Raw genomic sequence first — 26,009 nt, 5'->3', positions numbered from 1 at the left:
TGCCGCGAGATGCGCTTGCTGGGCTGACGGACAGAGTGCTGTGCGTCAATCAAATTTAAGGTTATTGCGATGAGTATTCTCAGCACGGGCGTTTCTGGGGTCATGGCTTCCCAAAGTGCCCTAGCCACCACCAGCCATAACATTGCTAACGCGACCACCGAAGGCTACAGCCGCCAGCGGGTGGAATTGACGCAGCAGACACCGCAAAAACGTGTCGGTCATTACATCGGTCAAGGTGTCCGGCTCACCAGTGTGCAGCGGATCAGCGACAATCTCATCAATACCCAACTGCGTAACACCCTCACTATCAACACCAATACCAGCGTCCGCTTGGAGTTTGCGCAGCGCGTCGATAATTTGCTTGCCGATGAAACAACGGGCTTGACGCCGGTATTAAACAGTTATTCCGCCGCGCTCCAAGATGTTGCCGATGATCCCACCTCGCTTCCCGCTCGCATCACCTTGCTGGCAGCGGCGGAATCGTTCACCGGACGTCTCAACACCGTGAATCAGCAACTCAATGAACAGCGCAGTTTGATTAACGGGCAAATTGAAGCAACGGTGGGAGAACTCAACCAGTTTGCGCAAAAGGTGGCCGATCTCAACAGTCGCATTAGCGGCGGATTTATGGGCACCAGCGGACCGCCGAATGATCTGCTCGATCAACGTGATTTATTGCTCAACCAGATGGCAGAAAGGGTTGACATCAGCATCACGATGGAAGACGACGGCGCGGTCAACGTGTTTGCGGGCAACGGGCAAACGCTGGTGATGGGCAACAATGCTCGCAAATTGTTGACCGATCATCTCAGCGGCGATCCGGTCAACGTGGATATTGGTCTGCAAGTCAACGCCAACGGTGCGCCCGCAAATGTCACTCGCCAACTCAGCGGCGGCAGACTCGGTGGCTTGATCGACAGTCGTACCAATGTCATTGATGTTGCCCAAAACACGCTGGGCTTGATCGGGCTGACGTTGACGACGCGCTTTAATGAGCAAAACAAGCTGGGACTGGACTTAAACGGTGATGTTGGCGGCGATTTGTTCACGCTGCCCGCAGTTGAGGTGTATCCCAAACCCACGAACGCCGAGATCGCGGTACCAACGGTGACGGTTGTCGATGTTGCCGCTCTCAGCGCCAGCGATTACCGCCTGCAATATCACAGCGGAAATTTTTATCTGACGCGCCAGCCGTCCAATGCAGTCGTCACCTTGACTCCTGATCCCACGCAGCCGGATGTATTGATTGGCGACGGACTGCAAATTGATCCTGCCGCCATTCTGGCTGGCGCTCCCGAAGATGGTGATACCTGGTTGATTCAACCGACCCGCACGGCGTCCAGTCAATTGGAGGTCGTCATTGACGATCCAGAGTTGATCGCAGCGGCTTCCGGCGCGTTAGTGGCTGCTGACAACACGGGCAGCGCCAAACTGATTGATCTGCGCATCACTGATGCCAGTGCCGCGAGCGCCAAACCCGCCGCCATCGTGGTCAATCAAGACGCTGACGCAGTGAATTTGATCAGCATCAGCGATGGTGCCGAAGTGGGCGGGGCAACGGTGGAGAGTTTCCGCGTCACCGATCCCGAACAAATCGGCTTAAATCCCAGCACCTTGGTGAGTTTTGATGCCACTAAACAGCAATTTAGCGTCGGCGGCGAACGCTTCACGCTTGATCCTTCGGGCGTGACCACGATTGCGACCCAAGGTTGGGAAATGCGGATTCGCGGCACCCCGGAAAATGGCGAGGTGTTCACGGTCGCAGTCACGGAAACGGCGCTGGAAACGGAAGAACCCCAAACCACGACGGTGGTTGGTGACGGTTGGGAGCTGGATATCCAAGGCGAACCAGACGCTTACGATGCGTTCACGCTTGATCTCAGCGCGGGGCGCAACGGTGATAACCGCAACATGCTGGCGATGACGGCGCTGCAAGATACGTTTTTGGTGCGCGGTAAAGAAACTTTTCACGGCAGCTATAACAGCTTGTTATCTAACGTTGGTTCTGAAACGTATCACATGCAAATTGCGCATGAAGCCAATGAAACCCTATTAAGCGCCGCGCAAGCCCAATATCAGGCAGTATCTGGTGTCAATCTCGATGAAGAAGCCGCCAATTTAATTCGCTTTCAACAAGCCTATCAAGCCGCAGCACAGGTGATTAGCACCAGCAGCACGATATTCGATACCCTGCTCAACGCGGTTCGCGGTTAACGGAGTCATCCATGCGTATTTCAACTCCTCAAATTTTCAATTCCAATTTGGCGACCATGCAACGCGCTCAATCTAAATTGAATCAAACAAATTTACAGTTATCGAGTGGACGCACATTCTTAACTCCTGCTGATGATCCGAATGCCGCTGCGCAAACAGTGCAATTAGATGTCGCTATTAAAACTACAGAACAGTATCAACGCAATAACGATTTAGTGCGCCCGCAATTAGAACAAGAAGAAACGCAAATTGAAGCCAGTCAAAACATTTTGCAGCGCGTACGCGAATTAGTGGTAGCAGGCAGTAATGACACCTACATTTATGAAAATCGCTCCATTATGGCGCGAGAAATCCGTGAATTGCGCGAAGATTTAATTGGTATTGCGAATTTCAAAGAAGCAAATGGTGAATATCTATTTGCGGGCACCCGTTCCCATACGGAGCCATTTATCGTCAGCGATACAGGTGTGGTGTCGTATGTTGGTGCTGCTGGCGCGGGTTCTGTGCGCACCATCGACATCACCAATAACCGTCAAATTCGCGGCGGTGATACCGGTGAAGCCGTATTTATGGCGATTCCCGAACGCAGCGGGTTATTAACAGAAGCCGTCCCGAAGGCGACCAATACCGGCACGATGGAGGTCGCATCGGTGGCAAGTGCCAATTTAGAGGACGCGCTCAATAGCGCCGATCAGACGCTGCGAATTAAATTCAGCTATCCGGCAACGCATCCGGGCGCGGTGGAATATAACGTGTTGGATATGGATGGTCACGCCGTGCGCGATAACAACGGTGCGTTAATTAGCGGCACCTACGGCAGCACCGACGCGGGCGGGGTATTTATGCCACCAACTCCCGCCAATCAACCCATTGAATTTGCTGGTCGTCAAATCACGATTGAAGGTGCGCCCGCGAATGGCGATGAAGTGATTTCGCGTCCCGTCACTCAGGTTAGTATTTTTCAAACATTAGAAGATATTGCCAGCGCATTTGAACAATCGCTATCGCCTGAAAAAGATCGGGAAATGCTGTCAAAAGCCAGCAGTATTGCCTTGCGCAATGTTGATTCTGGTCTGGCGCAATTCAGTGAAATTCGCACCACTGTTGGCGTGCGTTTAGCAACTTTAGACACGCAAACAGAATTGAATGCGGAGCGCATTTTGGATTTATCCAATACCCGTTCTGAGGTGCGCGATCTTGATTATGCGGAAGCAATCAGCCGGTTCAAATTGCAAGAAGTGGTGTTAGAAGCTGCACAAAAAACCTACATCGAAATGAACAAGATGTCGTTGTTTGATCTGCTTTAATTTCAAGCAACTGCCCCGCTCTCTGGAGAAAAAAAACACGCCGCAGCGTGTTTTTTATTGGCAAAATTTTGCGCGACGGTCAGAACGGCAGCATGTCGTAATAGAAGGATACTGGCGCTGTTAATTCAATTCCTTTGGCTGGCAATTTCTCGTTTAACGCATAATCTACAATAGTCTGCAAATCAGCTAAAACCACATCTGGCAGCGTTGCAAAGGCGGTCAATTGCTCTTCCGTCATCCGCGCAAAAGCATCTGAAAACAAAGCGTTAAACATAAAATGCGGATCAAGGAAGCTAATTAAAAGCTGCTTGCTATCCGCAGTTTTCATTACTGCCAATTCACACGGCAAAGCGGTGGCATGATAAAAACCAGTGGTCAGCGCCTGTTTTGCATACAGTGGTGAACAACCTTCAATCAGTTTAATTCCACCGGGTAATGATAATGGAGCAGGACGCGCTGACCGCCATTGTGAACCAGTGCTCAATTGCGCCTCTAATGCAACATCATGAATGCCCGCGCTGGCAGTACCGTTCACAGTTAAGGTGGCAATAATTGTTTTTGCAATCGTCAGCACGTCATCATCTGAAAAGACCTTGCCATCCGCTTTGGTATAAGTGAAATGCACATAAGGTGAATTCATGGGCGTTGATAACAAAGCGCGTACCATATCCCATTCATCACTAAACCAAGGTCCTTTAGACCAATCATCCGCTAAATAGGCAATTTTTGCATCGGTGAGCGCCCGATAAACAATGGCTGGCAATTCGGCGTTGACTTGCGCTGGCAACTTTTGCAGTTCTGTTGCGAAGGCTTGGTTTTGCATCTGTTTACTGAATAACACATCAGTAAAGAATAAACTGAAAATTGCTTCGGCATTCAGCATTTCAATTTTAATATCGTATTCATCTGCGTAGATTGCAATTTCACAAGGTAAAGCGGTGGCATGTAAATGACCATTGGCGACATGAGTGGTGCCAACTACCGGAGTGACGCCCAATGCTTTACTCGCAAACACCTGATTGCAGACTTCGAGAATGTTGATCTTTTTGGTATTGGTTGCTGAAACGGCAAGATTGGGATTGATGGGTAGAGTGGTGGGGACATCTAAAATAGCTGCTTTAATGTCAGCATCTTTAATGGTTGCACTTTCTGCCACGCCACCTAATACCCAATTGCTCTCTGATAAGCCTAATACTGCTTCATCTTTTTTAACCACAAAAGCAGCAATCGTGAATGCAATATCAGCCGCTCGTTTATAGGTTGCAGCCGCATCTACCTTGCCGTTTTTCCATACGGCTGGCACGGTTGCGATTTGAATAAACGGTGAAAACCCAGCCGCGAATACGCTGGGACTCAATAGAAACGCGAATAGCAATACGCTGGAAGTGAATGTGCGCCGAATCATCAATAAAACCCCCTCGTTGGTGATACTAAACCGTATTTTTATCATTCTCTTGCGTCAGCGAGTATCTAGGTTGTTACCAAGATCGTCAACTCTTACCTTGATAGTGCTTTCGACCGCCAACAAGTTGTCAGTTGAAACTGCCGGGCGCAGATGCTGGCGTTTAGCGCAAGTACTGCACAAAGCGTGGCATAATTTCTCGTCACTTGATCATCAACAGATAAGGGTTTGCAATGTTTAAGCTCACAGCAACTGCTGCCGCGCAGGTATTGAAAGCGGCACATCAGGGCGGCACTGAGGGAATGTCATTGCGGTTGGCAGCAGCCCAGCAGCCAGATGGAGAAATTGTGTATCGTATGGGCTTTGATGAATACACTGAGGATGATATTCGCTTGACTTGTGAAGGGATTGCGGTGGTGATGACGCCGGAGCAGGTGCCATTACTCGATCAAGCGACGATGGATTATGTGGAAATTGAACCGGGGCAATTTCATTTCATTTTTCTTAATCCCAAAGACCCGAATTATCGTCCACCTTGTGAAGCGTAAAATGGGAGTGTGTTCTATACTGAGGAATACACTGTTGGTATGAGCGAAAATTGCGCTCAGTTTTATTTATGTGAATACGGAGGTTGTAATGGTTAATGCAATTAGTGGCGCATCAATGATGCCTAATCTGGCGCGAATACAACGCCCAGACCCGTTGAAAGCAGCCGAAACCCTCGTGGCAAATCTGGATACTCAAAAGAAGGGTTATCTTGAAGTAACTGATTTGCAAGCTGCTTTTGCGCAAACTGCAACCGATAGCACGTCGGCGGTGCAGAATGCGGAGGAAGTGTTTTCTGCCTTTGATGGCAACAAGGATGGGCAAGCAACTGCCGAGGAAATTGCGGGCGCTCTGCAAAATTTGGCGGATGGCGCTCAATATGCTCAGGGCATGGGCGGTCCGGGTGGTGCCGGACCGGGTGGTCCAGGCGGACCGGGCGGTCCCGGTGGCCCACCCCCGCCGCCACCTCCTGCTGAGTCAGCGGATACCACGACGGCAGCAACGTTGCTTGATCCAAGCGATACCAATGGTGATGGCGTCGTCAGTGCGGCAGAATCGTTAGCAGCGATTTTGCAAACCAGCCAAACCGAGTCCACAACGACAGCAACCGCTGCGACTGATGAAGCAACAACTGTCACGACGACCGCGACCACCGCTGCGACAACAACTGGTAGCAGTAAAAGCACTGGGGATGCGTTGCAACAGCGCATCATGCAATTGATGGATGCGTATGGGCAGACACAACCGGCGCAACAACAGTCTCGCGCCGGCATTTCCTCTACTTATCAAACCGGGCTGTCCGTCATGGCCTGAGCTGGCGCAGAGGACCGGGTGCCAACGGCAAGATGCCGGTCAGCATTTCACTGGCTCGCCATAATTGCCGATTGGCACGCACATCCAGTGCCTGCGCCGGTGCTCGCAACGGTTTGCGATTCCCAAAATAAGTGCCACTGATTCCGCCCACCAGCGGATGAGTGGCCACAAACAACACCCGCAGCGCCGCCTGCTCTGGCGTTGGTAGCGCCCAGCCCAACACCGCTGCAACCAACGTCCAAAACCAACCCTGCGCTCCATCGGTGCCGCCGAGATTTGAGCGAAATACACCCGGAAACACGCAATTTGCCGTCACTCCGCTGCCGTCCAATCGTCGCGCCAGCTCGAACGTGAAATGCAGATTGCCGAGCTTCGATTGCCCATACGCCTGCTGTTGCCGATAGCGCCGCCGCTCCCACTGCAAATCATTGAATTCCAGCGCCGTATTCATTCGCGTGCCAACCGTCACAATTCGCGCTGGCGCACTGGCTTTGAGGCGTTCCAATAATAAATGCGTTAATAAAAATGGCGCTAAATGATTCACCGCCAATGCGCATTCAATCCCATCAGAACTGAGCTGGCGCGTCGGATACGCAGTTGCCGCGTTGTTAATAAGTAGATGTAACTGCGCAAACTGCGCGTTGACCTCGGCAGCCAAGCGGTGAATCTCCGTCTGCTCCACCAAATCTGCGACGAATAAATGCAACTCCTGATTGCCGGTGGCAGCCGCGATCTCCGCCATTGCCGCCGCGCCGCGTTCCGCGTTCCGCGCAACCAGCCCGACGCGCCAGCCCTCGTGCGCCAACGCCAGCGCCAACGCCTTGCCTAAACCCGAATTTGCGCCAGTAATCAACGCAGTTTTACCGTTCATGGTCACCATTGCCGTCAATTCGTCTCACCGCGTCCCGTAAATTGTTGAATTAAGCGCCGCTCGCGTTTATTCGGTTTAGTCGCGTCACCGCTGCCTAGATCACGCCGTTCCTGCATCGCCGCCGCTCGCCGTTCCCGACTCGCCTCCTCTTCCCGATACAACAACGCCGCCTCGCTCGCCGGTCGCCGCTGACGATTGAGCGCCAGCACCTCGATGTCCCAAATCAAGCTATCTTTATGAATTGTCAACTGTTGTCCCGCTCGCACGCTGTGGCTCGGTTTCGCACGCTGCCCGTTGACCTGAATTTTGCCGCCGTTAATCGCCTCCACCGCCAGCGGGCGCGTTTTGAAAAACCGCGCCGCCCACAGCCATTTATCTAAACGCAATTCGGTTAATTCACTCGCTGCGTTCATCGCGTCAGCTCCAGCAGTGCGTCGAGTTCGCCGCGTTCGTCGAGCAGCGCCAGATCGTCATAACCGCCGATGGCGCGATCATCAATGAAAATCTGCGGCACGGTGTAACGGCGGCTGCGGTTGACCATGATGTCAAATTGCGCCGGATCACGATCAACCGCAATCTCTTGAAAAACAACGCCTTTGCGTTTCAGCAGCCGTTTAGCGCGGTGGCAATATGGGCAAATCAAGGTGGTGTACAGAGTGATTTGAGGCATCGGAACAAGTCAGAATGACAGAATGAAAAAGCGGCTGGCGCGTTAGTCCGCATCAACCGGCGTCTGGCGCAAGCGTTTGAATTCCTGCACAAAAGCGGCAAGTTGCCCGGCAGCAATCGCGTTGCGCAGCCCGCGCATCAGGGTTTGGTAATAATGCAGGTTGTGAATGGTTGCCAGCCGAGCGCCGAGAATTTCTTTACATTTATCAAGATGATGCAGATAAGCGCGGCTGTAATGGCGGCAGGTGTAGCATTCGCACAACGGATCGAGCGGCGCAGTCGCGGTGCGATGGACGGCGTTGCGAATTTTGACCGTGCCGTGCTGCGTGAACAGATGACCGTTGCGAGCGTTGCGCGTCGGCATCACGCAATCAAACATATCAATCCCGCGCTGCACCGCCGCCACGAGGTCTTCAGGCGTCCCAACGCCCATCAAATAACGTGGGCGCTCAGTCGGCAATTTATCTGCGAGAAAATCAAGCACTTGCAAGCGTTCCGCTTCCGGTTCACCGACCGACAGCCCGCCAATCGCGTAGCCATCAAAACCGATCTGCATCAAGCCCGCGAGCGATTCAGCGCGGAGCTGCGGATACATGCCGCCCTGCACGATCCCGAATAACGCCGCTGGGTTATCGCCGTGCGCTGCCCGCGACCGCGCCGCCCAGCGCAATGACAGCTCCATTGACGCTCGCGCCTGCGCCGCAGTCGCCGGATAAGGCGTGCATTCGTCAAAAATCATCACGATGTCTGCGCCCAGCTCGCGCTGTACCTGCATCGACACCTCGGGGCTGAGAAAGACTGGACTGCCGTTGATGGGCGATTTGAAGTGGACGCCGGCCTCGGTGATTTTGCGCAACGCGCCGAGGCTAAATACTTGAAAACCGCCGGAATCGGTGAGGATGGGGCGCTCCCAGTGCATGAATGTGTGGAGATCGCCGCTGGCGCGAATAACCTCGGTGCCCGGGCGCAGCATGAGATGAAAGGTGTTGCCGAGGATGATTTCCGCGCCGACATCGCGCAATTCCTCTGGCGTCATCGCTTTGACGGTGCCGTAGGTGCCGACGGGCATAAACGCGGGCGTTGCGACCGTGCCGCGCTCGAAATGCAATTGCCCGCGCCGCGCTAAACCGTCTTGTTGAATTAACTGAAAGTCCATTTGATTTATTGCTTGCCAGTTTTCGCCATATCGCCTTTCAAAATCTTCGGCGTTACAAAAATGAGGAGTTCGTTATTATTATCTAAACGCGCTTCACTTTTGAATAAACGCCCTAATACCGGCACATCACCCAACCAAGGCACCTGCTCTTTCTGAAACGACTTTTGCCGTTCAAAGACGCCGCCTAAAACAACCGTTTCACCATTGCTAACTAATACAGAAGTTTTTACCGAGCGCGTGTTAATTGGCACGCCGTCAGTCGTTTGATTAGCATAATCTGCGGAATCTTTACTCACTAATAAATCCATAATAACACGATCATCGGGCGTGATATGTGGAGTCACATCAAGCTGCAAAACTGCTGGCTTAAACTCAACTTTAGTTCCTTCATCAGACACAGTTTTATAGGGAATTTCTTGTCCAACTTTAATGCTTGCTTGGCTTTGATCTGAAGTGATGACACGCGGGCTAGACACAATTTCACCGCGTCCTTCGCGTTGCATGGCTGATAATTCGAGTTGCAATAAATAAGAGCCCACTTTACCAAGCAAAAAATTGACCGCTCCAGATGGGTCACTAACGGGAAGATTGCTCACCAATGTTTGGTTGCCATTCGCATCAATGAGCCCTGAATTATACGGGGTTCCAGTATCAAGATTGAGACCAAATGGACCTTTATCAAAACCACTAACGGCAAGACTCCCATTTTGTCCGCCTGCTACCATCAACTCATTATTACCAACTGAACCCATCGAACCGGAAACGCCAAAACGCACTCCCAAATCGCGGGCGAAATCATTATTTGCAATTACCACCCGCGATTCAATGAGAACTTGGCGCACTGGAACATCTAATCGCGCCACAATTTTTTTAACTTCATTGATTCGCACTGCTGTATCCATGATGACTAAAGTGTTGGTACGTTCATCAAAAGTGGCGCTACCACGACCGGGCGTTAAAATTGAGCCTTTGTATAAATCGCTTTCCATAGAAGACATATTTTCTGTGCCGCTTCTATTTCTCGCTTTTTTGTTCATTCCAGCACTGGTAGTTGAATCGCTAGTCGTTGATTTTGATTCTTTATGAATTGCGCCGCCAGTTAAAAACGCTGAAATATCTGCTGCCTTAGCGTAGTTAATTTGAATATACTCTGTTTTTAAGGGAGCAAGTTCTTCAATTTTTTGCGTTGATTCAGCTTGCATTTGTTCTTGCGCTGCTAATTCTGCTGCTGGAGCCACCAAAATTACACTGCCAGTATCGCGCATTGAAAGATTTTTAACCCGTAAAAGAATATCTAATGCTTCTTCACTAGGAACTTGACTAAGTTTTAACGTTATCTCGCCCACAACTGTATCTGTGACGATCATATTTCTTTTCATAACTTCTGATAATAAATACAAAGCACGACGTACTTCAATGTTTTGGAACTCAAAAGTTACGCGTTCTCCACCATAAACCTTGTTTTTACTTTCATTGTCATCTTTTTCAGATTGTGTTAGTTGGCGAACGGCTAGTGTAAAAACATCATCCGTTTGATACGCCATGTGATCAAAATCGCCACTGGTTTGAATCTCAACCAATACGTTGCGACCATTAGCGCGTGTTTCAACCGCAGTCACTGGCGTGGCAAAATCAGTCACATCTAAACGGCGAAATAGCTTTTTCGGTAATGTTGTGTCATACAAATCAACCAATACACGAGTACCTTCTTCACGCACAGCAACGCGAGTATTTGCATTCGGCAACCGAATTACCACGCTCCCTTCGCCATTATTGCCGCGCCGAAAATTAATATCCCGCACTGCTGCGCCATTCGCCGCAGTCGTTGCACGAGGAGGTGCTTGATTTGCTGGAATTGAATTAGGTGCTGGTGGTGTATCCATTACCACCGGTGCAGGTGTATTTTGTGCATTCACCAATACTGTCACCTGATTTCCTGCGGCACTGACTTTATAAGGCAAGGAATCAGTGAGATTTAAGACAACTCGCGTTCGTTCACTCCCATTCTCTACCGCAGTAACTGCCACTAAACTATGCACTGCACCAACACCAATCGGCATTGATTTCCGCTCAAGTTTACTGGTGACATCAGTGAAATCAAGCATAATTCGCGCTGGCGTTTGAATAGAAAAATTTTTAGGCATTGCAACTGGCGCAGAAAAAGTCAGTTGAATTTGTACTTGATTGCCCTGTAACGCCGATGGTTGCACGCTAATTAATTCATTTGCTTGTGCTGAAGCAAATGAATAAAGTGAAAAAATAAGTAAAACGAGCCAACGGTGATATTTAGTTACATGAACCACTTTTTTTATCCTCAATTGATTCGCTTAATGAAAGAGCAGCAGCTCGTTCTTGCCATTGACCTGGTATGTCAGCAACGATTTCCCTTATTTGTATCTCAGTCTCAGTGATGCTGATAATTTGACCGTTATTCAATCCCAAGTAGTTATTCACTTTTACAGTGTGAACGGTTCCGCACTTTGTTCGGATAATTCCCAAAATTATGTTGTTACTTTCAAGGCTAAGAGTTCCAACCATCTGTAATGAATCTAGCGGCACATTTTCTAATTCTTCTTTGCGACGATTTGGATCAGGTGCCAATTCGCTTTCAATGGGTTTTTCTTCTTCAACTGGCATTGCCTGCGCGTCTGGAACAAAGGGATCGCGCCGCTCACCCGGCGTATACACAAAGGTCTCAATGGGTTTAATTTCTGGCAAGGGCGCAATCGGTCGTGGTTTGCGCTGTTTCACTTCCTGCGTATAGCTTTCTAATGTCGTCATATCACTATTACTACAACCAAACAGTGGTATGACACAGAATGCCACAATCGACCCTAACCATAGACAACGGCGCATCATTTGCCACTCTCCTCAAGATAACGATACGTCTTGACTGTCGCCTCAAGGGTTAATTGGGGAATAGGATTCGGCGTTTTTTTGGCTTCAGTGGCCGATTTTACCGCCGCCGCAATAATTTTAACGTCATGGACGGTGACAATACGCGGCAATGCTGCCAACCCGCTAATAAACCGCCCAAAATCGTGATAATTGCCGGTCACGCGAATATCAATTGGCAATTCGGCATAAAACTCTTTCACTAATTCGTCACGCGGCTGAAAGAGTTCAAATTTCAAGCCATTTGCCAATCCAGTTTGTGAGACATCAACTAACAGCGAGGCAACTTCAGTTTTATCAGGTAATTGCCGCAACATCGCCCCAAAAGATTCCTGCATTTCTGCAAGCTGTTGGCGATACGCATCCAGATTGGCAGCTTTGCTTTGTTTGGCTTCAAATTGCGAGCGCAATTCCGTTTCTTTTTCTTGCGCTTGTTCTAAACGCAGCAGTTGTTCTTGGCTGTCAAAATAGTACGCCAAACCACCCAGCGCGATGCAGGCAATCAAAATGGTGACTGCCTTTACCGGAATTGGCCACTCACCAAAACCGCTGAGATCAAGATCGTTAAAATCAATGTCATTCAAATCCATGACGAGACGCCATAATAATGGTGAATGTAACGTTATTTTGCAGCGGCTTTAGCAGCAGGCTTTTTAGTCTTTTTATTCTCTTCTTCATCGGCGGAAGTGATTTGACTAAAAGTTAAGCTAAAATGGCTCAATCCCGTGTCCGTTTTATCTTTGTTTTCAATTAACAATAAGCGCGGTTTGCCAATCGCTTGTGACGTTTCAATTTTACGCATAAACGCTGACACCCTCGCATTTGATTGGGCGCGTCCTTCTAAGCGCACACTATAACCAGTTTGCTGCAATAACGTGAGATACACGCCTTCTGGCAGTGCGGTGACTAATTCATCAAACAACCGTACAATTTCCGGGCGACTTTTTTGCCGTTGCTGAATCACCTCCATCCGCGAGGTGAGGTCTTCTTTCGTTTTTTCTAAATCTTTAATTTCTTTGATTTGGATATCCAGCTTGGCGATTTCAGCAGTGAGATAATCGTTCAGCCCCAATTGATTACTGATTTGTCCTTCAATAAATAGATGCACAAATAGCGCAATAACTAAACTGATTCCCAGCGCGATCCCACCAGCAATTAAAAACTCTTGCTGGCGTTGTTGTCGCGCCGCTTCACGCCAAGGAAGAAGATTAATGCGTGCCACTTGCTGTTATCCTCGCGGTGGATCAAAGCTGCGTAATGCTAAACCAACAGCAACTACCAGACAGGGTGCTTCAAATAATAATTCTTTGGCATTGATCTGTGGTGCTAATGGCATTTGCGCAAAAGGATTGGCAATACTGGTGGGAAGTTTTAAGCGTTCTTCCATAAACACATCAATTCGCGGCAAACTCGCTGATCCTCCCGCTAAGATCACGCGGTCAACATGATTAAACGTGGTACCCGAATAAAAGAATTGGAGAGCGCGACCAATTTGTTGCGAGAGTGATTCTTTGAAAGCATCTAAGGCTTCTTTTTCGAGCGGTTCCGTCAAATCACCATCCAGAATTTTTTGCGTGGCGTCTTCACGCGAAATTCCTAAACGGCGTTGTAAATCATCTTTCAAATTCTGTCCGCCAAAGTTTTGCTCCCGCGTATAAATAATCTGTCCCTGATTGATGACATATAGCATGGTATTGGCGGCACCAATATCAACGACTGCGACAATAGCGCGATCACCTTGCTCAATCAGCAAAGAACAGGCATTTTCCATCGCGTAGGCTTCAATATCAACAACCGTTGCCAATAAACCCGCAATTTCTAACACCGCCACCCGATCATCGACATTTTCACGGCGCGAGGCTGCTAATAACACATCGACTAGCGCCGGATTATTTGGCGTTGGCCCAATGACATCAAAATCTAAATTGACTTCTTCAAGCGGGTGCGGAATATATTGATCGGCTTCAATTTGAATTTGACTTTCCATTTCAGCATCGGTCAAATTCGCAGAAAGGGAAATGACTTTAGTAATCACGGTGGTGCCGGTGACGGCAATGGCGACACGTTTGGTTTTGGTGCCAGATTGAATCACGGCTTTGCGCACGCATTGCCCGACAATTTCAGGATCAACAATCTTTTTTTCAGCAACCGCATTAAACGGCAAGGGTTCAATCGCAAAATGTTCTAAACGATATTGACTCGCCGTTGAATTGGCTTTATTCGGTTTATAAGAAAGTTCAATAACTTTAATTGCGGTGGAGCTGATGTCGATGCCGAGAAGGGGATTATTTTTGCGCCCAAATCCAAACATGGTGTTCTCGCTGAGACGGTGACAGCGCCGTCAAAAGTTGTCGCCAAGCATGTGGCTCAAAGATAACAAATTTGAGTGATTTCGCTAGGTTGCTTGAACTGAAATGCGGGGGAATTGGCGCGACAACATGATGCCGCGCTGCAAAAAACGATTGTATTTCAAAGGATTGCGAGCTGAAGCGCGGCAAGGTGGTCTGCCGCGCCAGTTGGATTAACTCAGGTCGCGCAGCCGTTCGATGTCGGCTCGCACTGCCTGCGCTGATTGGGCGAAGTCGGCGTGTTCGGCGGCATTCAGCTCTAATTCCACAATGGATTCAATGCCGTGTGCGCTTAAAATGCACGGCACGCCCATCGCTAAATCGCGCTCGCCGTATTCGCCGTCGAGCAGGGCGACGCAGGGCAGCACGCGGCGGCGATAATTGACGATGGCGTCAACCATCGTGGCCACTGCCGCGCCGGGAGCGTCATAAGCACTTGAATTTTTACGCAAAGCGAGAATTTCTGCGCCGCCTTTGCGGGTGCGTTCGACGATGGCGGCGATCCGCTCTTCCGATAAAAAGTGCGCAATCGGTACGCCATTGATCGTACAAAAGCGCGTCACTGGCACCATCGTGTCGCCGTGTCCGCCGAGCACCAGCGTGGTGATGTCGCGGGTCGAAAAACCAGTTTCCTGCGCGATAAAACTCGCCATCCGCGACGCATCCAACACGCCAGCTTGACCAAATACCCGCGCTCGTCCCCAGCCAGTGCGCTGCGCGACGCGATACGTCAGCGTATCGACCGGATTGGAAACCACCAGCACCAGCGCGTTGGGGGCATACGCCAGCATGTGATCGGTCACTTGATCAATGATGCGCACGTTGCTTTCCAACACGTCAGCGCGAGACATGCCCGGTTGGCGCGGAAAACCGGCGGTGATAATCACTAAATCAGAATCTTGCAAAATGCGCGGATCATTGCTGCCGTGAATGACGCCATCAAACTTAAAAAAAGGTGCGCTTTGCAAAATATCCAGCGCCACACCTTCGGGAACATCTTCGCGCACATCAAATAGTGCGATTTCACGACATAATTCAGTTTCTGCCAGAATTTGCGCCGTCGTTTCACCGACGCGACCGGCACCAACAATGGTGATTTTTTTCACGAGACTTTGCCTTTTTAATTGGGAGTTTGCGTTATCAACGCAGTGCGGATCATCCGCGATGAATTGTGGCATTTGCCAGCAATCAACCGGGAGCAATTCTAAAAAACGCAGATGATAAAACGATGAAACTGCGGCGAGGTAAAAGGGCGTGGAAATGGCGCAATAAAAACGCGGAAGTTTTCTAAAAACATTCCGCGCTGCAATGCAATTTAGCGGGCGTATTTGCGGCGGAATTTATCCACCCGTCCCGCAGTATCCAATACCTTCTGCTTGCCGGTATAAAACGGATGACAGGCCGAGCACACTTCAATATGCAAATCTTTGCGCTTGGTGGAACGGGTGACAAACTCATTGCCACAACTGCAAATCACTTTAACTTCGGCGTATTCGGGGTGAATGGTGGTTTTCATGAGATTCAATCCTTGCCACGAGTGGGCGTTGTAATTGTAGGGAAACGCGCAAGGCTATCATTGCGCTCAAAGTGCTGCAACTTTGCGCTAACTTGCGCACAATTGCTGCGTTTCGGTTCAAGGTGTTGCCGCCTTATTTCACGCAAAGCGACACACCAGATCATCAAGAAAATCGCGCCCATGCGCAGTCGGCGCAATCCAGTTGTCATGCCACGTCAGCAGTCCATCGCGCACCGCCTCCGTCACCGTCGCCGTCAGCAGCGCCAATGGCAGCCCGGTTGTTTGCGCAAACAGCGCGGCGTCAAAACCATCCGTTAAACGCAGCGCATTTAAGGCAAATTCGCACCGGCATTCGTCCGCACTCAACGCGCTGCGGCTGACCGTCAACGCAGGTGGCGCAGCGGCGAGATATGCCTCCGGCAGCGGCTGTTTCAGCGTCCGCCAACTGCGCCAACCGCTCGCCGTGATTTCCGTCACCTTGCCGTGAGCGCCAGCGCCCAGACCGAGATAATCGCCAAACCGCCAATAATTGCAGTTATGGCGACACTGCCGCTGCGGACGCGCAAACGCAGAGACTTCGTATTGCGCCAAACCCGCCAGCGCCAGCAATTCCCGCCCGTGCTGCGCCATCTCCGCCGCTACATCCGCATCTGGCAGCAGCGGCGGACGGGTGGCAAATGCCGTGTCTGGCTCCAGCGTCAACTGGTAATACGACACATGCTCGGTCTCCAGCGCCAGCACTGCTTCAATATCAGCAGCCGCCTCTGCCAGCGTTTGCTCCGGCAGCGCAAACATCAGATCAAGATTGAGATTATCGAACCCGGCGCTACGAGCCGCAGCAACTGCGGCACGCGCTTGGGCGGGATCGTGAATGCGCCCCAAGCGCCGCAACTGCGGTGCTGACAGACTCTGCACGCCAATTGACAGGCGATTGACACCGGCGGCGCGATACGCAGCAAAACGCCGGGCATCCGCAGCACCGGGATTGGCTTCAAGCGTGATCTCCACTTCTGGCACCAGCGTCATCCGCGCCCGAATCCCGTCAAGCAGCGTTTGCATGGTCGCGCCCGCACACAGGCTTGGCGTCCCGCCGCCGATGAAAATGGAGATGAGCTGGCGCGAGGTGATGACGGGCTGTTGCAATTCCACATCCAAATCCGCCAACAGGTGCTGGATATAACGCTCCAGCGGCGGGGCGGGATGAGCGTGAGAATTGAAGTCGCAATACGGGCACTTGCGGACACACCACGGCAGATGAATGTACAGCGCGAGCGGCGGCAGAACGGCGCTCGCCAAAGCTGGAGTCGCCAATTAGCGATTTTTATTAAGGGTGGCTTGCAGCAACGCGCCGAAGCTGCCGATGGTTTTTTCCGGTGCTGGCGCGGGCGTTTCTGGCGCGACGGCGCGAGCAGCCGGTGCCGATTCCGTGAGCTGCGCCTTGGTGTTGAGTGACAGGCTGATGCGACGGCGTTCTAAATCCACTCCGCGCACGACGGCTTCCACTTGTTGACCGAGCGTGACGACTTCGCTGGGATGACTGATGCGACGCGGTGCGCCCAGCTCGCTGATGTGCGCCAGCCCGTCGATGCCCGGCGCGAGTTCGATAAAGACGCCAAAGGGTTGCAGACGCGAAACGGTGCCGGTGACGTGCATCCCGACTGGAAACTGCGCGACGGCGTCCTGCCACGGATCGCGGGTGAGGGCGCGAATCGACAGCGCGATCTTTTCACGTTTGTTTTTCTCGCTCGGCGGCTCAATCCGCAACACGCTGACTTCCACCTGTTGCCCGATTTGCAGCACTTCTTTGGGATGTTTGATATGCCCAAACGCAAGCTGGCTGACGTGAATCATGCCTTCCAAACCGCCGAGATCGACAAATGCGCCGTAATCCTTCAGCGAGGTGACGGTGCCGGTAAGCACTGCGCCTTCAGTGAGTTGCGCTCGGAGTTGTGCCGCTTGCGTCCGCTGCTGTTCTTCCACCAGCGCCCGCCGCGAAACGACCAAGTTGGGACGGCGGCCGCCTTCAAATTTGGTGATGCGGAAATCGAAGCGTTGCCCGACAAATTCCGTCATGTCTTCAACAAAGCGAACATCCATCTGCGAGGCGGGGCAGAAAGCGCGTAACCCGGCGATCTGCACTTCGACGCCACCTTTGACGGCGGCGCTAACCTGACCGGCAACTGGCAGCCCTTGCCGATAAGCGTTTTCCACTTCATCCAGCCCGTGAAACCGCTGCCCGTGCTGGGTGCCGAGCAGCAGCATTCCGCTCTCTTCATCCTTGCCGGTGATGTTGGTTTCGATCACGTCGCCGAGCGCGTGCGTGAGTTGTCCTTCCGCATCAGTGATGGCCGCCAGTTCCAGACGCCCTTCTGATTTCGCGCCGAGATCGACAAACGCATGAGTGTCGCCAATCACCACGATGGTGCCGCGCACGCGGTCGCCAATCGTGGGCGCACCTTTACGCGTTTGCGGATGGGCTTGATCGAATTGCTTGAGGAGGTCTTCAAAGTTTTCAGAATCAGACATGATAAACAGGCGCTATTTGAGTGAGAGAACGATTAAAAGCATTAAAACAACATTGTAAAACGGATTGCACTTTGATCCCTAACCGGATTCGCTGTTGCCAACGCTCACGGCGCTTCATCCACCGGCACCGCCCACAGATCATGCGCATCGCTGTCAGTAATCTCAACTTCAATAAAATCACCAACGTCGATGTCCCACGCGCCCGGAATAATCACTTCGCCATCAATTTCCGGCGCGTCGCCGTAGCTGCGAGCAATGATCGCGTCCTCCTCCACCGCGTCCACCAACACCGTCAACCGTTGCCCAATGCGCCGCGTCAATTTCTCGCGGCTGATGTCCGCTTGCAGCGCCATAAATCGCTCCAGCCGCTCCTGTTTAACCGGCTCCGGCACCGGATCGGGCAGCGCGTTGGCGGTCGCACCGGCGACTGGTGAATAAGGAAAACAGCCGACGCGATCCAATTGCGCGGCGCGTAAAAACTCCAGCAATTGCGTAAATTCTGCCTCGGTCTCGCCGGGAAAACCGACGATAAATGTGCTGCGTACCACCAACTCCGGGCATTGCTCGCGCCAACGCTCCAGTCGCGCCAGCATCTGTTCCGTCGCTGCCGGTCGCCGCATCGCCCGCAGCACCCGCTCACTGCCGTGCTGCAACGGCAAATCCAAATACGGCAGGATCACGCCGTCGCGCATCAGCGGAATCAGCTCATCGACGTGCGGATACGGATAAACGTAATGCAGCCGAATCCACGCCGGTAATTCGCCGAGCGTCCGCGCCAGCGTGGTCAGATCGGTGCGCAGGGCGCGTCCTTGCCAAATCTCAGTGCGATGCCGCACATCAACGCCATAGGCGCTGGTGTCCTGCGCGATCACCAACAATTCCCGCACGCCGCTGTCCACCAAGCGCGTCGCTTCATCCAGCACTGCGCCGAGCGGACGACTGACCAGACCGCCGCGCAGTTGCGGAATGATGCAAAACTGACAGCGATGATCGCAGCCTTCGGAAATTTTGAGATAGGCGTAATGATCTGGCGTGAGCTTGATGCCCTGTGGCGGCAGCAAACTGAGAAAGGGATCGTGCGGCGCGGGCAAATAGTCGTGAACGGCAGTCATCACCTCGGCGAGCGCGTGCGGCCCGGTGACGGCCAATACTTCTGGAAACCGCTGGCGCACCAGCTCGGCGCGGGCACCGAGGCAGCCAGTGACGATGACCTGACCGTTGGCGGTGAGCGCCTCGGCGATGACCGCCAACGATTCCTCTACTGCCGTCTCAATAAACGCGCAAGTGTTGATAATCACCAATTCGGCGTCGTCATACGTCGCTTGCAGCGCGTACCCTTCGGCGTGGAGCTGCGTCAAAATGTGTTCAGAATCAACGGTTGCTTTTGGGCAACCAAGGCTGATAAAGCCGATGCGCGGTGAAATAAACTCTGTTTGTGGCACTACAATTGTCCGCATAAATAACGTGATAAGGGCTGCTGTCAGCTTTTTTTACAGTGCAATGATAGAAAAACCCTGCAATATCCTCAAAAACACCACAATTACTGTCAGCTTTTTTTACAACTAAGCGCGTGTGCTGTGGAAGTTGCAAATAGTTAAAACTATATCACTTTGATCTCAATACTAAAAACGACTTTGGAACTATTTTTGCTTAGAGTTTCGCGCTTGCTTTCATTATTCATCTTGGCTCATCACTTCAATGAGGTATCAAATGCTCAATAACATCACGAAATCGTTGCTTGGATTGGGATTAACTGTTGCAGTTTTCGGCACTGCGCAGGCGTATCCGGTAGGCGCACAACTGGAGATTACTGGTAGCTCTGTTGTTGGTAGTTATGGTCACACTTTAAATGTTTCTGGCTGGACATTATCCAATTTAGCCAGCTCCAGTCTTGATATTGTTGGTTTTGATTTCACGATTGGGGATACTACTCGACATTTTGATAACGAAGATAGCGTTTATCCAACTAGCGGCAATTATACTGTAACGCGGAACAGTGGAAGTACTGACCGAGTTGACAACATTAGTTTGTCATTCAACGGATTTAATCGCACAGAATCATACTTGTTTTCAGTTGATATTGATTCTGATGCGGTCTATGACCAATGGGATACATTTAATACTGTTCTCTTCAATAACGGCAGTGCGCCAAACTCAGTATTCAGCGTGACCTTTTCTAATGGCGGTGTTCTGTCGATGATTTTGCCAGAAAGTCCAGTAGCGGTGATTGATGGCAACAAAAGTACTTATAAGTTCACATTAACTGGCAATGTACCGCTACCCGGTACGCTTTTATTATTGGCAGCGGGCATGGTTGGCTTCAGAACGCGGTTATTAACAACATCTGCATAACGTCGATTATGGTGACGTTTGTTGCATGGCGCAAACGTCACCGTAACTGTCGATAATCAATTATTACTCAGCACTTCTTGATACACCGCTAGATTGCCCTCAACCATCGCATCAATTCCAAATTCCCGCTGCATTCGTATTCGACCATTAGCACCTAACCGCTGCCGCAGTTCATTATTCACCAATAGCGCGTTAATTGCCGTACTTAATGCCGCAACATCGCCGGGCGGCACCAGCAAGCCAGTCTCGCCATCGCGCACCGCTTCGGGAATTCCGCCCACGCGACTCGCCACAGTTGGCACTCCGGCGCTGGCAGCTTGCAGCAGCGACACGCCCAAACCTTCCATCAATACCGGATGCACCACCACATCCAGCGCCGGTAAAAGCGCAATTAAATCATCACGAAAACCCATCAATTGCACGCAGTCGCGCCAGCCAGCGCGATCAATTTGCTGCTGCAATTCAGTCGCCAACGCGCCCTGTCCAAAAAATCGTACCTGCACGTTGGGATGTGCGGCGCGAATGCTCGGCAGCGCGGCGAGTAAAAACCGATGCCCTTTGCGTGGGATCAATTGCGCGATCACGCCAAGCACCAGCGCGTCGGCGCTCACGCCCAACCGCGCTCGAAGTGCTGCACGATCAAGCGGTTGCGGTGTAGCGGGCGCAGCAACGGCGCTGCGCACCATCCGCAATGTCTCCGGCCGCAATCCTTCGGTACGCAACACTTCGGCGATGCCGTCAGAAATCGCAATCACGCGCTGAAATAGTTGATATTTAACAGCGACTTGCCAGCGCGATTCGGGATTATCCACGCGCCGCGTCAACACCACCGGCACTCCCGCCAATCGCGCCGCCATACCCCCAAACACGTCCGCCCCGCGCCGACTGTGGATATGCACCAAATCTGGTCGCGTCGCCCGAATCAAGCGCCATAACCGTCCAATCATCAGCACATCGGCGTCGCCGTGCAGCGCCAGCTCATGCACTTCCGCCACCGCTGCGGCAGCGCGGGCAAGATCACAATTGCGCGGACATGCCAGCAGATTGGTGTGACCACGCGCCGCCAGCCCGCGCAGCAAATACAGCACTTGCAACGCGCCGCCGTACAGATGTCGCCCCGCCTCAACGTGCAAAATTTTCATTGCTAATCAACTGTTTCGCTGTTGCGAGCACCGCCTCCACGCTGATCGCCCGCAGGCAATCAAACCGCCCCTCACAACTGGGATGCCGTTTGCACGGCGAGCACGGCAGCGCCTGATACAGCACTTGGGCGCTGGCGCAGCCGGGATCGAGATACGGGCGCGTCGAACCAAACAGCAACACCGTTGGCGTGTTGAGAGCGACGCCGATATGTCCCAAACCGGTATCCACCGCAATCACCAGCGCGGCGTGGTCAAGCAGCGCCGTCGCCTCCGTTAAACTGGTTTTTCCCACCAGATCAATCAGTTGCGCATCATTCGCAGCCAGCAACTTCCGCGCTGCCGGACGTTCGGCAAGACCACCGAGCACCAGCACACTCACGCCCAAATCACGCTGCAACCGCTCGGCAAGCGTGCGCCAGCGGTCGTCAAACCAATGTTTTTGCGGGCGCGTGGTAAACGGACAGAGCACGGCATAACCGTGTTGCAACTGTTTTTCACGCATGAAATCAGCGACATATTCTGCTTCACTCGCGCCATAATGCACCGCCATTGCCCAATGCTCAGTTGATAAGCCAAGGATTTCAGCAAGATAGCGATATTCAGAACCAATCTGCGTCGCCACCCCGCCGCGCTCCACGCGGCGCGTCATTAACCATTGGCTGCCCTCGCGTGAACCCAAACCAATACGCTCACGCGCAGCAGAAAACCACGTCAATAGCCCACTTTTTAATAGACCTTGCAAGTCAATTGCTAAATCAAATTGATAACTGCGCAATAGACCACGCAGCGCCCAAATGCCGCGCATCAATTCGCCCCAACGTCGCTGATGCCATAAATGCTGCCAATGCCGTAATGGACACGCAATCACTTCATCAAGATCAGGATGTTGATCGAGCAAGCTGCGATATTCTGCTTGTACCAACCACACAATTCGCGCCTGTGGATAGGTACGGCGCAATGCAGCGATCAATGGTGAGGCAAATACAATGTCACCAATGGCACTTAAACGAATGAGTAAAATGGTGGGCATGAGTAAATGGTGATTTTAATTAAGAGTTAAGATTCAAATAAAGTTCTTGCAAGACCGGAATCATAAACAAACTACTTAACCGCAACCTCTAATTGTGTCACATAAAACTCCTGTTTGAGCCGTTCATTGATTTCCGTTGGTGCTGCTGTTGCCAAAAATAACTCGATTGCTTCGCGTAAATTATCGCGGGCTTCTTGAATAGAAAAGCCTTGACTGGCGACATCAAGTTGCGGGCAAAGAGAAACGTAACCATCACCTTCGCGTTCAATGATTACTGTGAATTGCTGATACATCGGCGACTCCGGTGTTTAATACAGAAATGGGGCTGTTTGCGTGCGCCGTTAAATACGGTTTGAGTTGTGCCAGAATAGCGCAAGCGAGATGATATGCCAGCAACGGTGGAACTGCATTGCCAACCATCTTATACCCGGCTGCGAGATTTTGATAATGAAAAATAAAGGTATCGGGAAAGGTTTGAATACGGGCGCATTCACGCACACTCAACCGCCGATATAATTGTTCACTGCCGGGCACAAAACGCCGCACATCTGGTGCAATCAATTCCATTTTGGGCGCTTGCGGATGCAGCGGCGCATGACGTCCGCTGGCTTGAATCGTAAACGACAATTCATCCCATGCTCGCACCCGATTGCGCGATAAATAAATGCTGGAAAAACCACCAGTAAGATATTCGTGATTTGGAACGGCGCAACAATCGCCGTTGCTGTATTGATGCGACAATGCCGGTAAAGCATTATTTTGGAGATCAGCAATTGCATGTTTTAGCGTATTATCACGCGCCGCCGTGCTGGGTTCTGGGAAATGAAACGATAGGTTTAAATCGTGGCGATAACCGATAAAAAAGACGCGCTCGCGCTCTTGTGGTACGCCATAATCAGCAGCATTTAAGCGTTTGAATGCAAGGTGATAACCACTGTCAGCAAAAAGGGATTTGATGTTTTGTAGCGCAGTGTGATGACGCGGCAATAGCATTCCGGCGACATTTTCTGCTAAAAAGAATAACGGTTGCTTGGCTCTTAAAATCCGAATGAATTCAAAAAACAATTGTCCGCGTTGATCGTGAATGCCGCGCAATGCACCAGCCGCGCTCCAGCTTTGACACGGTGGCCCGCCAATTAAGCCCATCGCGGCGGGAATCTCAGCATCAGCAATCGCAGTGATGCTGCGGCGATCTAATAGCGTGTGGGGGTGATTATATTCATACGTTTGCCAGATGTGACGATCATATTCATTTGCCCACGCAATACGCCATCCGGCTTGTTGAAAACCGAAATCTAAACCACCAGCGCCAGCAAATAGTGAAATAATATCCATGAGTATCGCGGTTATTGGGCAAAATTGATGGGCTATTGTAGCGGCATCGCTGGTCGCAGTTTGAATGATCTATGATTAACACTTTTTATCGCTTACACTAGCGCCACAACCCCACGCCGAGCAGCCGTCAATTATGCGGTGCTGTTCGGCGTCATCATTTCCAATCTTGAGATTTTTTCATGAATTTATCAAAGGTTTCTCGCGGCGATAACGTGCCACATGTCATCAATGTCATCATCGAAATCCCCTCGCACGCCGAGCCGGTGAAGTATGAAATGGACAAGACCACCGGCGCGATGTTCGTTGACCGGTTTATGTCCACTGCGATGCACTATCCCTGCAATTATGGCTACGTTCCGCACACGTTGTCGCCTGATGGCGATCCGGTGGATGTGATTGTGGTGACGCCTTATCCGCTGATTTCCGGCTCGGTGATCAAATGTCGTCCCATCGGCGTGCTCAAAATGACCGACGAATCTGGCGACGACGCCAAAATTCTCGCGTTGCCGATTGACAAGCTGTTTAAGGGCTATCGCAACGTTGAGAGCTTCCGCGATATGCCGGCACATTTGCTCGATCAGATCGCGCATTTCTTCGAGCATTACAAGGACTTAGACGAAGGAAAATGGGTGCGCGTGGTCGGCTGGTCGGGACGTGAAGAAGCCTGTCAGGAAATTCTCGCCAGTGTCGAAATGTTTGAAAACGCACCAGAAAAACCGGCATTCTGATGTCACACCTCACCCACTTCACTGCTAGTGGCGCAGCGCAGATGGTGAACGTGGGCGGCAAACCGGCGACGGCGCGTCTTGCCGTCGCCGAAGGTTGGATCACGATGGCACCTGCGACGCTCGCGTTAATTGCCAATGGTAATCACACGAAAGGCGATGTACTTGGTGTGGCGCGAATTGCCGGTATTATGGCCGCTAAACGCACTTCTGAATTAATTCCTTTGTGTCATTTATTAGCGTTAAGCAAGGTTGAAATTGACTTTGAAACGCAAAAAGAAGCGGCAGCGGTGTATTGCCGCGCAACCGTCGCCACCATTGGACAAACCGGAATAGAAATTGAAGCATTATGTGCGGTGCAAATCAGTCTTTTAACGGTTTATGATATGTGTAAAGCCGTTGATCGCGGCATGACCATCACCAACGTCCGCCTATTAGAAAAGAGTGGCGGTCAATCAGGGCATTGGCTCCGCAATTCACCATCTGTGATGTCATCATTATAATGAACTCTTTTTATCAACGCGCTCATTTTCTCACTGCGGCCACGCAATTACATCAAACGCCAGACGATAGCGGACGTGAAATTGCATTTGCGGGTCGTTCTAATGCGGGTAAATCCAGCGCCATTAACGCGCTCTGTCATCAAAAAGCCTTGGCGCGTACCAGTAAAACGCCCGGACGCACGCAGCAATTGATCTTTTTTGAATTGGATGCCGAGCGCCGGTTAGTCGATTTGCCCGGCTATGGTTATGCCAAAGTTTCTGAGAGCATTAAATTGCAATGGCAACAGCATCTCGCGCACTATTTAGAAAAGCGTCAATCATTAGTGGGTTTGGTGATTGTGATGGATATTCGCCATCCATTAACTGAATTTGATCGGCAGCTACTCGCGTGGGGACAACGCGCTGAATTGGCAATTTTGCTGTTATTAACGAAAGCCGATAAATTAAAACGCGGCGCAACCATGGCAACCAAGCTCGCAGTAGAGCGTGACGCCGGCGCAGCACATAGCGATGGACGCATCACTGTGCAATTGTTTTCGGCATTAGAACGCCAAGGCGTGGAAGCAGTACAAGATTGGCTCGATCAATGGCTGGTGGTTTCCGAATGCAATAGCACCGATATAACCAGTGCAGAATGAGTACAGGATTGCCGTTTTATT

The 26,009-nt window shown here is 51.4% G+C and carries 27 protein-coding genes; 8 read left to right on the top strand and 19 right to left on the bottom strand.

Going from position 1 to position 26,009, the window contains the following annotated elements:
- The first annotated feature begins 69 nt into the window (after positions 1 to 69).
- Together flgK and flgL are read left to right on the top strand one after the other, a co-directional pair.
- The gene (gene flgK, locus CKO12_RS04045; RefSeq protein WP_200153454.1) at positions 70 to 2,214 is read left to right on the top strand and encodes a flagellar hook-associated protein FlgK; all 2,145 of its coding nucleotides are present in this window, start codon (positions 70 to 72) and stop codon (positions 2,212 to 2,214) included.
- 11 nt (positions 2,215 to 2,225) lie between these two features.
- A complete protein-coding gene (flgL, locus tag CKO12_RS04040; protein ID WP_200153453.1) occupies positions 2,226 to 3,521 on the top strand; it encodes a flagellar hook-associated protein FlgL in 1,296 nt (431 codons plus the stop codon).
- A 79-nt stretch (positions 3,522 to 3,600) separates the two neighbouring features.
- Here the strand turns inward: flgL and CKO12_RS04035 are convergent, their stop codons facing one another.
- Positions 3,601 to 4,926 carry a DUF302 domain-containing protein gene (locus CKO12_RS04035; protein WP_200153452.1) on the bottom strand — a complete coding sequence of 442 codons (1,326 nt, stop codon included), beginning with the start codon at positions 4,924 to 4,926 and terminating at the stop codon, positions 3,601 to 3,603.
- Positions 4,927 to 5,156: 230 nt separating this feature from the next.
- Here CKO12_RS04035 and CKO12_RS04030 point away from each other — a divergent pair, with 230 nt between their 5' ends.
- Together CKO12_RS04030 and CKO12_RS04025 are read left to right on the top strand one after the other, a co-directional pair.
- Positions 5,157 to 5,471: a HesB/IscA family protein gene (locus CKO12_RS04030; RefSeq protein WP_200153451.1), complete on the top strand. Its 315-nt coding sequence runs from the start codon at positions 5,157 to 5,159 to the stop codon at positions 5,469 to 5,471.
- A gap of 88 nt (positions 5,472 to 5,559) precedes the next feature.
- Complete coding sequence (locus CKO12_RS04025; protein WP_200153450.1) at positions 5,560 to 6,282, top strand: EF-hand domain-containing protein; 723 nt, start codon at positions 5,560 to 5,562, stop codon at positions 6,280 to 6,282.
- Here CKO12_RS04025 and CKO12_RS04020 read toward each other — a convergent pair.
- The 14 genes from CKO12_RS04020 to rimO form a co-directional block, all read right to left on the bottom strand.
- Positions 6,272 to 7,153, bottom strand: coding sequence for an SDR family NAD(P)-dependent oxidoreductase (locus CKO12_RS04020; RefSeq protein WP_242466193.1), 882 nt, complete (start codon positions 7,151 to 7,153; stop codon positions 6,272 to 6,274). The genes CKO12_RS04025 and CKO12_RS04020 overlap by 11 nt on opposite strands.
- A 14-nt stretch (positions 7,154 to 7,167) precedes the next feature.
- Positions 7,168 to 7,566, bottom strand: a complete 399-nt coding sequence (locus CKO12_RS04015) for an RNA-binding S4 domain-containing protein (protein ID WP_200153448.1) — start codon at positions 7,564 to 7,566, stop codon at positions 7,168 to 7,170.
- Complete coding sequence (gene grxC, locus CKO12_RS04010; protein ID WP_200153447.1) at positions 7,563 to 7,823, bottom strand: glutaredoxin 3; 261 nt, start codon at positions 7,821 to 7,823, stop codon at positions 7,563 to 7,565. The genes CKO12_RS04015 and grxC overlap by 4 nt, the downstream gene beginning before the upstream one ends.
- 42 nt (positions 7,824 to 7,865) lie before the next feature.
- Positions 7,866 to 8,978, bottom strand: a complete 1,113-nt coding sequence (tgt, locus tag CKO12_RS04005; RefSeq protein ID WP_200153446.1) for a tRNA guanosine(34) transglycosylase Tgt — start codon at positions 8,976 to 8,978, stop codon at positions 7,866 to 7,868.
- A 5-nt stretch (positions 8,979 to 8,983) separates the two neighbouring features.
- Positions 8,984 to 11,281 (bottom strand): type IV pilus secretin PilQ, encoded by a 2,298-nt coding sequence (locus CKO12_RS04000; RefSeq protein WP_338032691.1) that lies wholly within the window; start codon positions 11,279 to 11,281, stop codon positions 8,984 to 8,986.
- Positions 11,265 to 11,837 (bottom strand): pilus assembly protein PilP, encoded by a 573-nt coding sequence (locus tag CKO12_RS03995; RefSeq protein ID WP_242466192.1) that lies wholly within the window; start codon positions 11,835 to 11,837, stop codon positions 11,265 to 11,267. The genes CKO12_RS04000 and CKO12_RS03995 overlap by 17 nt, the downstream gene beginning before the upstream one ends.
- Entirely contained in the window at positions 11,834 to 12,463 is a 630-nt protein-coding gene (locus CKO12_RS03990) for a type IV pilus inner membrane component PilO (protein WP_200153445.1), read from the bottom strand. Before CKO12_RS03990 ends, CKO12_RS03995 begins: the two co-directional genes overlap by 4 nt.
- 32 nt (positions 12,464 to 12,495) lie before the next feature.
- Entirely contained in the window at positions 12,496 to 13,095 is a 600-nt protein-coding gene (locus tag CKO12_RS03985) for a PilN domain-containing protein (RefSeq protein WP_200153444.1), read from the bottom strand.
- Between the two features lie 6 nt (positions 13,096 to 13,101).
- Entirely contained in the window at positions 13,102 to 14,184 is a 1,083-nt protein-coding gene (locus CKO12_RS03980) for a pilus assembly protein PilM (RefSeq protein ID WP_200153443.1), read from the bottom strand.
- A 210-nt stretch (positions 14,185 to 14,394) separates the two neighbouring features.
- The gene (gene mdh / locus CKO12_RS03975; protein WP_200153496.1) at positions 14,395 to 15,327 is read right to left on the bottom strand and encodes a malate dehydrogenase; all 933 of its coding nucleotides are present in this window, start codon (positions 15,325 to 15,327) and stop codon (positions 14,395 to 14,397) included.
- Between the two features lie 209 nt (positions 15,328 to 15,536).
- Complete coding sequence (gene rpmE, locus CKO12_RS03970; RefSeq protein WP_200153442.1) at positions 15,537 to 15,737, bottom strand: 50S ribosomal protein L31; 201 nt, start codon at positions 15,735 to 15,737, stop codon at positions 15,537 to 15,539.
- A 138-nt stretch (positions 15,738 to 15,875) separates the two neighbouring features.
- Positions 15,876 to 17,048, bottom strand: a complete 1,173-nt coding sequence (gene hemW, locus CKO12_RS03965; protein ID WP_200153441.1) for a radical SAM family heme chaperone HemW — start codon at positions 17,046 to 17,048, stop codon at positions 15,876 to 15,878.
- Positions 17,049 to 18,263: a 30S ribosomal protein S1 gene (locus CKO12_RS03960; RefSeq protein ID WP_200153440.1), complete on the bottom strand. Its 1,215-nt coding sequence runs from the start codon at positions 18,261 to 18,263 to the stop codon at positions 17,049 to 17,051.
- Between the two features lie 104 nt (positions 18,264 to 18,367).
- Positions 18,368 to 19,705 (bottom strand): 30S ribosomal protein S12 methylthiotransferase RimO, encoded by a 1,338-nt coding sequence (gene rimO, locus CKO12_RS03955; protein ID WP_338032690.1) that lies wholly within the window; start codon positions 19,703 to 19,705, stop codon positions 18,368 to 18,370.
- Positions 19,706 to 19,973: 268 nt separating this feature from the next.
- Between rimO and CKO12_RS03950 the strand changes: the two genes are divergently transcribed.
- Entirely contained in the window at positions 19,974 to 20,615 is a 642-nt protein-coding gene (locus CKO12_RS03950; protein ID WP_200153438.1) for a PEP-CTERM sorting domain-containing protein, read from the top strand.
- Between the two features lie 56 nt (positions 20,616 to 20,671).
- On the opposite strand, the gene CKO12_RS03945 is transcribed toward CKO12_RS03950, so the two are convergent.
- From CKO12_RS03945 to CKO12_RS03930, 4 genes are all read right to left on the bottom strand, one after another.
- Positions 20,672 to 21,757, bottom strand: a complete 1,086-nt coding sequence (locus CKO12_RS03945; RefSeq protein ID WP_200153437.1) for a glycosyltransferase family 4 protein — start codon at positions 21,755 to 21,757, stop codon at positions 20,672 to 20,674.
- Positions 21,738 to 22,787 carry a glycosyltransferase family 9 protein gene (locus CKO12_RS03940; RefSeq protein WP_200153436.1) on the bottom strand — a complete coding sequence of 350 codons (1,050 nt, stop codon included), beginning with the start codon at positions 22,785 to 22,787 and terminating at the stop codon, positions 21,738 to 21,740. Before CKO12_RS03940 ends, CKO12_RS03945 begins: the two co-directional genes overlap by 20 nt.
- 71 nt (positions 22,788 to 22,858) lie before the next feature.
- Positions 22,859 to 23,080 (bottom strand): type II toxin-antitoxin system HicB family antitoxin, encoded by a 222-nt coding sequence (locus tag CKO12_RS03935; protein WP_200153435.1) that lies wholly within the window; start codon positions 23,078 to 23,080, stop codon positions 22,859 to 22,861.
- A complete protein-coding gene (locus tag CKO12_RS03930) occupies positions 23,052 to 24,122 on the bottom strand; it encodes a DNA cytosine methyltransferase (RefSeq protein WP_200153434.1) in 1,071 nt (356 codons plus the stop codon). The genes CKO12_RS03935 and CKO12_RS03930 overlap by 29 nt, the downstream gene beginning before the upstream one ends.
- A gap of 179 nt (positions 24,123 to 24,301) precedes the next feature.
- Between CKO12_RS03930 and ppa the strand changes: the two genes are divergently transcribed.
- Genes ppa through yihA form a run of 3 tightly spaced genes read left to right on the top strand, consistent with a single transcriptional unit; the run spans position 24,302 to position 25,988 of the window.
- The gene (gene ppa, locus CKO12_RS03925; protein WP_200153433.1) at positions 24,302 to 24,850 is read left to right on the top strand and encodes an inorganic diphosphatase; all 549 of its coding nucleotides are present in this window, start codon (positions 24,302 to 24,304) and stop codon (positions 24,848 to 24,850) included.
- Positions 24,850 to 25,350 carry a cyclic pyranopterin monophosphate synthase MoaC gene (moaC, locus tag CKO12_RS03920; RefSeq protein WP_200153432.1) on the top strand — a complete coding sequence of 167 codons (501 nt, stop codon included), beginning with the start codon at positions 24,850 to 24,852 and terminating at the stop codon, positions 25,348 to 25,350. The genes ppa and moaC overlap by 1 nt, the downstream gene beginning before the upstream one ends.
- On the top strand, positions 25,350 to 25,988 hold the full coding sequence (yihA, locus tag CKO12_RS03915) for a ribosome biogenesis GTP-binding protein YihA/YsxC (protein WP_200153431.1): 639 nt from the start codon (positions 25,350 to 25,352) through the stop codon (positions 25,986 to 25,988). Before moaC ends, yihA begins: the two co-directional genes overlap by 1 nt.
- The last annotated feature ends 21 nt before the right edge of the window (positions 25,989 to 26,009 follow it).

Source organism: Chromatium okenii, from assembly GCF_016583745.1.
Lineage (GTDB): Bacteria > Pseudomonadota > Gammaproteobacteria > Chromatiales > Chromatiaceae > Chromatium > Chromatium okenii.
This window is presented reverse-complemented; position numbering and strand designations above follow the sequence as displayed.